Annotated in this window: 4 protein-coding genes; all 4 read right to left on the bottom strand. The window is 39.5% G+C overall.

Features of this window, described 5'->3' with window-relative positions; translation table 11 throughout:
* Positions 1-5,899, bottom strand: a 5,899-nt coding sequence (locus tag IQ264_RS29685) for a non-ribosomal peptide synthetase (protein WP_193985812.1), incomplete at its 3' end; no start/stop codon positions are given.
* Positions 5,900-5,952: 53 nt separating this feature from the next.
* Complete coding sequence (locus IQ264_RS29680) at positions 5,953-6,204, bottom strand: acyl carrier protein (RefSeq protein WP_228061916.1); 252 nt, start codon at positions 6,202-6,204, stop codon at positions 5,953-5,955.
* Positions 6,201-7,742, bottom strand: coding sequence for a class I adenylate-forming enzyme family protein (locus tag IQ264_RS29675; RefSeq protein WP_193985809.1), 1,542 nt, complete (start codon positions 7,740-7,742; stop codon positions 6,201-6,203). Before IQ264_RS29675 ends, IQ264_RS29680 begins: the two co-directional genes overlap by 4 nt.
* A gap of 55 nt (positions 7,743-7,797) precedes the next feature.
* Positions 7,798-8,352: a chorismate--pyruvate lyase family protein gene (locus tag IQ264_RS29670; RefSeq protein WP_193985807.1), complete on the bottom strand. Its 555-nt coding sequence runs from the start codon at positions 8,350-8,352 to the stop codon at positions 7,798-7,800.
* Positions 8,353-9,099: the final 747 nt, after the last annotated feature.

The following is a 9,099-nucleotide window of genomic DNA, read 5'->3' as shown; positions in this document are numbered from 1 at the left end:
GACTGGGGACTGGGGACTGGGGATTAGGAAGAATGTCTCCTCCTGTGTTCCCCTGCTCCTCTGCTCCTCTGTTTCTTAAGAAGGGATTGGGAATGAATTTTTGAGCAGTTAGCTCTGGTTGATTGAGGTATTCTTTTGCTAGACCATCACCTCCAATGTAGAGTTCTCCTGATACACCAACGCCCACAGGCTGTAGTTGGGGATCTAATAAATAGATTTGTGTATTGGAAATTGGCTGCCCGATGGGAATAGTTGTAGCGTCTTGGCTTACTTCTTGCACTAAATACCAGGAACTAAATGTGGTATTCTCTGTTGGCCCATAAACGTGCAGTAATCGCTGTGGCGCACCATTTTCCAGTACTTCTTTCACCCATTTAGGATCGACAGCTTCGCCTCCAAATAGGAGATGTCTTAGTGAATTGAAAGCATCTGGGACTTCCTGAGCAATTTGATTGAACAAGGCAGTCGTTAGGAATAATACGCTGATTTTATGCGATCGCATAAAGGCAGCAAACTCTCTGGGCGAAAGAGCTAAATCTTTGCTCACCCCTACCAACCGCGCCCCATTCAATAACGCACCCCAAATCTCGAAAGTTGCAGCGTCAAAGGCATAATTTGAGGCTTGGGCAATAACATCTGTTGGTTCTATGTTGATGTAGTTTGTGTTGATTACCAAGCGATTCACAGCTTGGTGAGTCACAGCTACTCCTTTGGGTTTCCCGGTTGAACCGGAAGTGTATATTACATAAGCGAGATTGTCGGATGTTACTGCTGCTAGGGGGTTTTGCTGGCTGAAGAGAGCGATCGCATCTGCATCAGTATCAAAGCAGACAACACGCGCTTGGTGTTTAGGAATTACATCGGTTAATTTCTGTGTTGTCAATAGCACCGATATCTGAGTGTCTTCTATGATGAAAGCCAAGCGCTCTTTAGGATATTCTGTATCCAAAGGCACATACGCCCCACCTGTTTTAAGAATTGCCAATAACCCAACAACCATAGATACAGAACGTTCGACACAAATACCCACCAGTACACCTGGTTTCACGCCCAGTTTTTGCAGATAATGTGCTAGTTGATTTGCCTGTGCATTTAACTCCTGATAGGTAAGCTTTTGTTCTCCAAATACTACGGCGACTGCATTACTGTTGGGTTCGGCTTGAGCTGCAAACAAATCATGGATACATTGGTCTTTTGGATAATCCGTTTGGGTGGCGTTCCACTCTACTAACAATTGCTGCCTTTCTTGTGCTGTCAGTAGAGGTAATTGGCTGACTGGTTGTTCTAGGTTAGTAACAATCGCCTCTAGCAAATTCTGGAAATGTTTCATCATCCGGGCGATCGTTGCCGCATCAAATAAATCGCTACTGTAATAGCAAAAGCCTTCAAGACCTTCGGCAACTTCCCAGAGGTGAACTTCTAGATCAAACCGCACCGCCTCAAGCCCCCAATCCATTTTCTCGACGCTTAAACCAGGCAAATCCCAAGGATTGGTCGGCGCATTCTGAAGGGCAAACATCACTTGCACTAGTGGGTTACGATCTAGATTTCGCTCCAGCTGCAACTCTTCAACTAACATCTCGAAGGGTAAATCCTGATGGTCATAAGCGTTTTGAGTCACCTGTCGCACCTGCTCTAGCAAAGCTTTCAAGGTCAGTTCTGAGGACAGATCAAACCTTAGTGCCAGAGTATTGACAAAAAAGCCAATTAACCCTTCAATTTCTTTACGGTTGCGATTTGCGATCGGGGAGCCAATGACAAGATCCGTTTGACCGCTATAGCGAGACATTAACACGACAAATCCCGTCAACAGTGTCATAAACAGAGTTGTTCCCGACTTATGGCTCAGTTGTCTAAGCCGAGAAGTCAGTAAGGCATCTAGTTGAAACCGCTCTGTTCCTCCTCGAAAAGTCTGGATAGCTGGGCGGGGGCGGTCTGTAGGCAATTCTAACAAAGGTGGCGCTGCCGCTAACTGTTGTTTCCAGTAACTTAACTGGGGTTCAAGTACCTCAGTTGTCAGCCATTGGCGCTGCCATAAGGTAAAGTCGGCATACTGTACAGATAACTCTGGTAATTCAACTGCGCTACCTGTGGTTATGGCTCGATAATGGGCAGACAATTCGCGGTTCAAAACGCCTATTGACCAACCATCAGCAGCAATATGGTGAATGACTATCAGCAGTACATACTCGTCAGTCGCAACTTGCCACATTTTGACCCGCAACACGGGATCTTTCGCCAGATCGAATGGTTTGTAAGCTTCTTCGATCGCTAGTTGCTCTACTTGTTGCCAGGGATCTGCCACATTTTGTAGATCCACTACTGGTAATGTTATGGCTATATCAGGGGCTATTACCTGTATTGGCTTGTCATGCTTAATTTCAAAACGAGTCCGCAGAACTTCATGCCGCCGCACCATTGCCTCAACCGCTTGTTCCAAAGCTTTGATATTGAGATTTCCCACTAAACGCATGGCGAAAGGCATTGTGTAGGCTCCACTTTCGCCTTCTAAGTGATGGAGAAACCACAGACGCTCTTGCGCCCAAGATAGAGGTATATCTTGTCTTGTGGAAACTGGTAAAATTGCTGGAAGTATCAGACTCGAACCTGTTTTCAGTTCACGTAAGATGACTTCACTTAATTGTGCGATCGTGGGTGACTCAAATAGCGATCGCAACGGCAATGAAATCCCAAAGGCTTCTGGTAAGCGAGAAATTACTTGAGTCGCTATTAGAGAATGCCCACCTAGTTCAAAGAAATTATTATGAATACCTACTTTCTCTAATCGCAGCACTTGCGACCAAATCAGGGCTAATTTTTCCTCAATGGAGTTGCGGGGTGCAACAAATTTATCTGCTATCTCACTGAGTAAATCCGGTGCAGGTAAAGCGCGACGGTTTACCTTACCGCTAGGAGTCAGGGGTAAGGCTTCTAGAATCACAAAAGCACTAGGAACCATGTAATCTGGCAACTTGGCTTTCAGGAATTGCCGCAGTTCGCTGCTTGTCGGTATCACCTCTTTTTGCGGCACTATGTAGGCGACTAACTGCTTTTGTCCTGGGCGATCTTCGCGGACAATAACGCTACATACCTGCACATCGCCATGTTGATTCAGTACTGTTTCAATTTCACCCAATTCGATGCGGAAGCCCCGGATTTTTACTTGATTGTCAATCCGTCCCAGGTATTCGATATTGCCATCGGGTAAATAACGCACCAAATCCCCAGTTTTATATAACCTCTTCCCTTCTGCTTCATCAAAAGGATTGGGAATGAATTTCTCTTGTGTCAACTCAGAACGGTTGAGGTAGCCTCGGGCCAAACAGACACCACCAATGTGCAATTCTCCTGGTATACCGACGGGTACAGGCTGTAAGAACCTGTCCAAAATGTAAATCTGCGTGTTCGCAATGGGTCGCCCAATGGGAGGAAGTAGCGGCCAATTCTCTACTGAATTAGTCAAAGTAAAAGTAGTTACAACATGACTTTCTGATGGCCCGTAATGATTGTGCAAAGTACAATCAGTTAGTTTGTTGAACCACCCAGAAATAGCGGGGGTAATCTGCAATTGTTCGCCAGCAGTAATAATTTCCCGCAGATGACTATTAACTAATTCACTACCAACAGCGACTTCAGCTAATTGCTGTAAGGCAACAAAGGGAACAAATAACCTCTCAACAGCTTTTTCTTGAAGAAAACCTAACAAAGCTAAAGGATCTCGTCTTAGTTCTTCCGTAATTAAGAATAATGTGCCTCCCGAATACCAAGTAAAAAACATTTCTTGGAAGGAGACATCAAAACTAATAGGAGCAAATTGCAGCGTTTTTGCCCCGCCAGAAATTGGATTATTTTGCAGTTGCCACAGAATCAAATTGTTCAGGGCAAGCTGATTCATAGCTACACCTTTAGGTTGTCCTGTAGAACCAGAGGTGTAAATTACATAAGCTAAGTTAGTTGGTTTTATATTGGTAATTAGACTATCTCGATTCGATCGAGAAATCAATTGCCAATCAGTATCCAAACAAATAAATTCTGCTTGATGATTCTGTAGCCTTTTAAGCAATTTTTGTTGAGTCAACAGGATGGAAACATCTGCATCTTGCAGCATGAAGCTTAAACGCTCTTGGGGATATTCAGGGTCAAGTGGTACATAAGCACCACCAGCTTTTAAGATGCCTAAAATTCCCACTACCATTTCTAGCGATCGTTCTACACAAATACCCACCAATGTATCTGGTTTTACACCCAAGGACTTGAGGTAGTGCGCCAACTGATTAGCACGGTAGTTTAATTCGCGGTATGTAAGTTGTTGATTGTCAAATACAACTGCTACCGCATCTGGGGTACGTTCTACCTGTTCCTCAAATAACTGATAGATACACTTATCCCCAGCGTAATCTGCCTGAGTATTGTTCCACTCTACTAATAATTGCTGTTGCTCAATTGCTGTCAGTAGAGGTAATTCAAAAATAGGCTGCTGTGGATTAGCAACAATACCTTCTAGTAAGGTCATAAAATGCCCTGCCATCCGAGCAATTGTAGCTCGATCGAATAGGTCAGAGTTGTATTCTAAACTGGCACTCAGTCCTTGCTCAGTTTCCGTCATCGACAAAGTTAAATCATATTTAGCTGTCGAGTTTTCTATTTCTAGACGAGTTAAAGATAAACCAGGTAATTCCAATTTTCCAAGCGGCGTATTCTGCAAAATAAACATTACCTGAAACAAGGGAGAGTAGCTGAGGTTTCTTTCTGGCTGTAAAGCTTCTACTACTTTCTCAAATGGCACATCTTGGTGAGAGTAGGCATTCAAAGCTACTTGACGTACTCTTTGCAGTAACTCCCAAAAGCTGGGGTTTCCAGAAACATCGGTACCTAACACCAAAATGTTGACAAAAAAGCCGATGAGAGATTCTATTTCATCGCGGTTGCGGTTGGCTATTGGGGAACCGACGAGTATATCTTGTTGATTGCTGTAGCGTGATAATAGGATAACAAAGCCAGTCAGCAAAGTCATAAATAAAGTTGCGTCTGACTTTTCACTGAGGCTTTTGAGCTTTTGAGTTAGGTTGTAATCTAACTGAAAGTGTTGAGTTTTGCCGCGATTTGTTGGTATGGGTGGGCGCACTCGGTCTGTAGGCAGTTCCAGCAAAGGAGGCGATCCTGCTAATTGTTGCTTCCAATAGTTCAGCTGAGTGTCCATGACTTGACTTTGCAACCACTGTTTCTGCCAAACAGCAAAGTCTGCGTACTGGATAGGCAGTTCAGGTAGGGGAGAGGGCTTGCCAATGGAAAAAGCTGCGTACAAGGCTGTAAGTTCACGCCACAAAATACCTTCAGACCAACCATCAAAGGCAATGTGATGGACGCTCAGGAGTAACACATATTCATTCTCACTTAGCTGCAATAAGGAAGAACGTAACAGCGATCCTTGTGCTAGATCGAAGGGTTGTTGAACTTCTTTTTTGACCAGTTGTAAAACTTGAGTTTCTCTTTCTTTTTCAGGAAGTTCCTGAAGATTCACTATAGGTAAGGTCAATTTGAGGCTGGGAGCAATTACCTGAACAGGCTTGTTTTGGGCAACTACAAACGTAGTCCGCAATGCTTCGTGGCGTTGGATGATTTGATTGAGGCTATCTTCTAATGCAGTAATGTTTAACAAACCCTGAAGCCGAAAAGCAAAGGAAACATTATAAGTAGAGCTATCTGATTGCAACTCGTAAAGGAACCATAATCTTTCTTGCGAAAAAGACAAAGGCAAGTGTTTATTTCGAGATACAGGTACTAAAGCTGGAGCTTGATTTTGTACTTCGAGAATGCTTGCGATCGCTTGCCAGATATCTTGTCCTGTTTTTACTGATTTGTTTGGTTCTAGGGGATTTTTTTGTGCAGAGTTGGTCATTGTAGTTTTATTGCTTCAGGGTTTCAGGTATATACTGGAGTTTCTAAAAATGATTAGCGTTGCTTTTCATCGATCAGCTTGACAATACTTGCTACACTTTGAAAATTTTCTGCATTAATATCAGTAGCTACAAATTTAATCCCAAAAGTATTTTGTAGTTTTAGCACAAGTGTCATGGCATTGACAGAATCTAGCCCGATGCTAAAAAGATTGCTAGAGTCTGATAAATCTTCACTAGTTATATTTGGTAAAACACTTAAAACAACATTCTTAGTTTTTTGTTCAATTAAATCAATACTTTTCATAATTTTATCTGTCCTGACAAGTTTTCAATTAAATTTTTTCTTAACACTTTTCCTAATGTACTTTTGGGAATTTCATCACGAACTTCGATAAATTTTGGGACTTTAAAATCAGCTAACTTGCTCCTACAGTAAGATAAAATATCTTTTTCATCACAAATGTTGCGATTTTGAGGTACAATAACCGCCTTAATAACTTCTCCTGCATACAAACCTTTGATACCAACAACAACAGCTTCTTTAACTTGATGATGCGTCATCAAGATATTTTCTATTTCTAGTGGATCGACTTTGTTACCGCCTGTATCAATGAAAATTTGTTTTCTACCAGTAATGTAAATGCGTCCGGCTTCATCTTTCTTACCTAAATCACCCGTGAAAAATGACCCGTCTTTAAATACTTGTTGATTTAGTTCTGGTTTATTACTATATCCTTGCGTCAGTGCTTCGCTTTTGATGACTATCTCACCAATACTTCCAGTTGGAAATTCTTTACCTGCATCATCAATAATCTTAATTTCAATATTCTTTAAAGGACATCCTACAGAATCGTAGGTGTTTTTTAGGTCTTCATCTAGATTAATTGCTACAGAACCTGCTTCTGTGCAACCGTATAGTTGTCTTACAGGAATACCAAATCTTTGAAGAAATTTATCAAAAATTTCTTTTGATAAAAAATTACCAGCAGAAAAGCATAGTCTTAGCGTAGAAACATCAAACTGAGCGTCATTTGGTGTTTCTGCTAGAGTATTAAAAATATAAGGAACAGCAGGTAAGATACTAATTTTTTCTTTTTCTATAAGTTCTAATACCCTGAAACATCTAAAAGCAAATGGTACTTCAATTGCTTTTCCTTGATGTGAAACTTGTTCTAAAATTACCAGAGTTGCACCATTACAAGTAGCTGCTAGTAAGCAATTTCCTAAGCCATGTGCGTGATAAAGTGGCACTACACATAAAATATTATCTGTTGTAGTTATGTTAGTAGTTTCAGTAAAGTTTTTAAATTCGTGATATAAATTATTTTGAGTTCTACAAACTCTCTTAGGTTTGCCTGTAGAACCAGAGGAATATTGATAAAGTACATCACCTGTAAAAGTAGAGGTACTTTCCGTAATTATTAAGTTATCTAGTTCTTTGGTAAGTAAATCTGTATCATCAAGAACAATTAACTCTATTTTTTTATCTATTTTTGAAAGGATTCTACGACTAATTTCTGCCCCATCATTATTAGTAACAATTGCACTAGCATTGCTGTCGGTGATATAGTAGTTAAGTTCATTTTCTTTGAGAAGGGGATTGATTGGCAAAGCTATAGCATTTAATTTGGCAGTCGCGTAAAAGGCGATCGCAAATTCTGGACTGTTAGGCAAAATCAACGCTACGCAGCCACCTTGTGCAATACCTATTTTGCTTAAATGAATACTTAAATCTGTTATGTAAGTATATAGTTCTTGATAGCTAATTCTTAATTTATCGTAGGCGATCGCAGTCTTATGAGGGTATTTTTTAACAATTTCGACAAAGCTTTTTTCTAACATTCTCGTTCCTCCTTCAATTTTTTCAAATATACAGGCTTAAGCAAATCCTCTTTATTTAAAAAACAAATCGTTCATTATCTTTAATAAAATAGCTTTCTGGGAACTTTTCCGTAATCATCATTATCGCTTGTCCCCTAGAAAAAACTCGATAAGTCCGAGAAAGCATTTTATCTTCTTTTGACATATTAAAATAATGAAATAATTCTTCAGATGTTTCTATACCAGAATCAATTATTTCTTTAAAAGTTTCAAGTTTATGTTCTAACCAGAGTCTACCTATTGGTTCTTGCGATTCAATTAATCTAGACTTGAATCTAATATCTAGTCTTTCAGGTATAATTATAGATTCAGCATAAATAAAGTTGTTTAAACTTATTTTGCCCCGTAATAAAACTTTTCTATTAATAATTTGAGTATTTACTTTTAAATCTAAAGCAGGAATAGGTTTTGCAATTTCAATAAATTCTTCGGATAGTTTAACTAATTGAATCTTTTCTAATAGATAAGCTTCTAAGATTTCTGTCAATGTTCCATCAGTCGTAAGTAAAATCCTTTGAAAAGAACTTAAATTACGCGGGTCAATGTATTTTGATGTTAAAATTTTAGTCATTTTTCAATTTAGAGTTTATGTGAATATTATTTTAACTAGAAATTTGTATACAATTGGTATATTTACTCCTAGCATCGATACTGATACTAATTTGCAATCAAATATAGTATTTTTCCCTTGCTCTCCCTGCTTGCAAAAAACTCATATTTTTGAACGGAACTTGGTATGAAGCATACGTACTGATCCAGAATATTAATTATTTACAAAACAAATTATACTTTTGAATTTACAAGTTTAATAATTTATTCATTAATTTTTTCCAAACACACAACAGAAAAAATATCTCACTTTTACCGATAATACGCAATGACAGTTAAGATAGTTAAGACAGTTAAGAAAATAATTAAAATATATAACTATAAGACAGTTAAGACAGTTAAGACAGTTAAGCTGACACATACAGATAATTGTTCTTTTTCTAAGGCTGGACAATCATAGAGGAATGGCACTAAGTTAAGCTGCGATCGCCACAGGGGAAAAGTTCAAGGAATTTAGAGTCATACGATATACGGTATATATTTTTTAGCTAATAACTCAAGTTGCTAGGGGTGTGGTCAAAAGTAGTTGGTGGGTGCGATCGCTAATCTTAAGTAGAGGTATTTTTTGAGACAACAACCATTAGAGAATCAAAGGATAGTTAGGCTGAGCAATGCTCAGCCTAACTATCCTTTAGTTTATTGATAATTTTTCTTATTTATCTGCGAAATTTTTCCCCATACTTAAACTGTGCTCCAACCGTCAAAATGT

This window comes from [Phormidium] sp. LEGE 05292 (assembly GCF_015207735.1).
Lineage (GTDB): Bacteria > Cyanobacteriota > Cyanobacteriia > Cyanobacteriales > Aerosakkonemataceae > Floridanema.
This window is presented reverse-complemented; position numbering and strand designations above follow the sequence as displayed.

Excerpts from the sequence above, each read along its gene's own strand:
- IQ264_RS29670 (WP_193985807.1), bottom strand. The coding sequence starts at position 8,352 with ATGACTAAAATTTTAACATCAAAATACATTGACCCGCGTAATTTAAGT.
- IQ264_RS29675 (WP_193985809.1), bottom strand. The coding sequence starts at position 7,742 with ATGTTAGAAAAAAGCTTTGTCGAAATTGTTAAAAAATACCCTCATAAG.
- IQ264_RS29680 (WP_228061916.1), bottom strand. The coding sequence starts at position 6,204 with ATGAAAAGTATTGATTTAATTGAACAAAAAACTAAGAATGTTGTTTTA.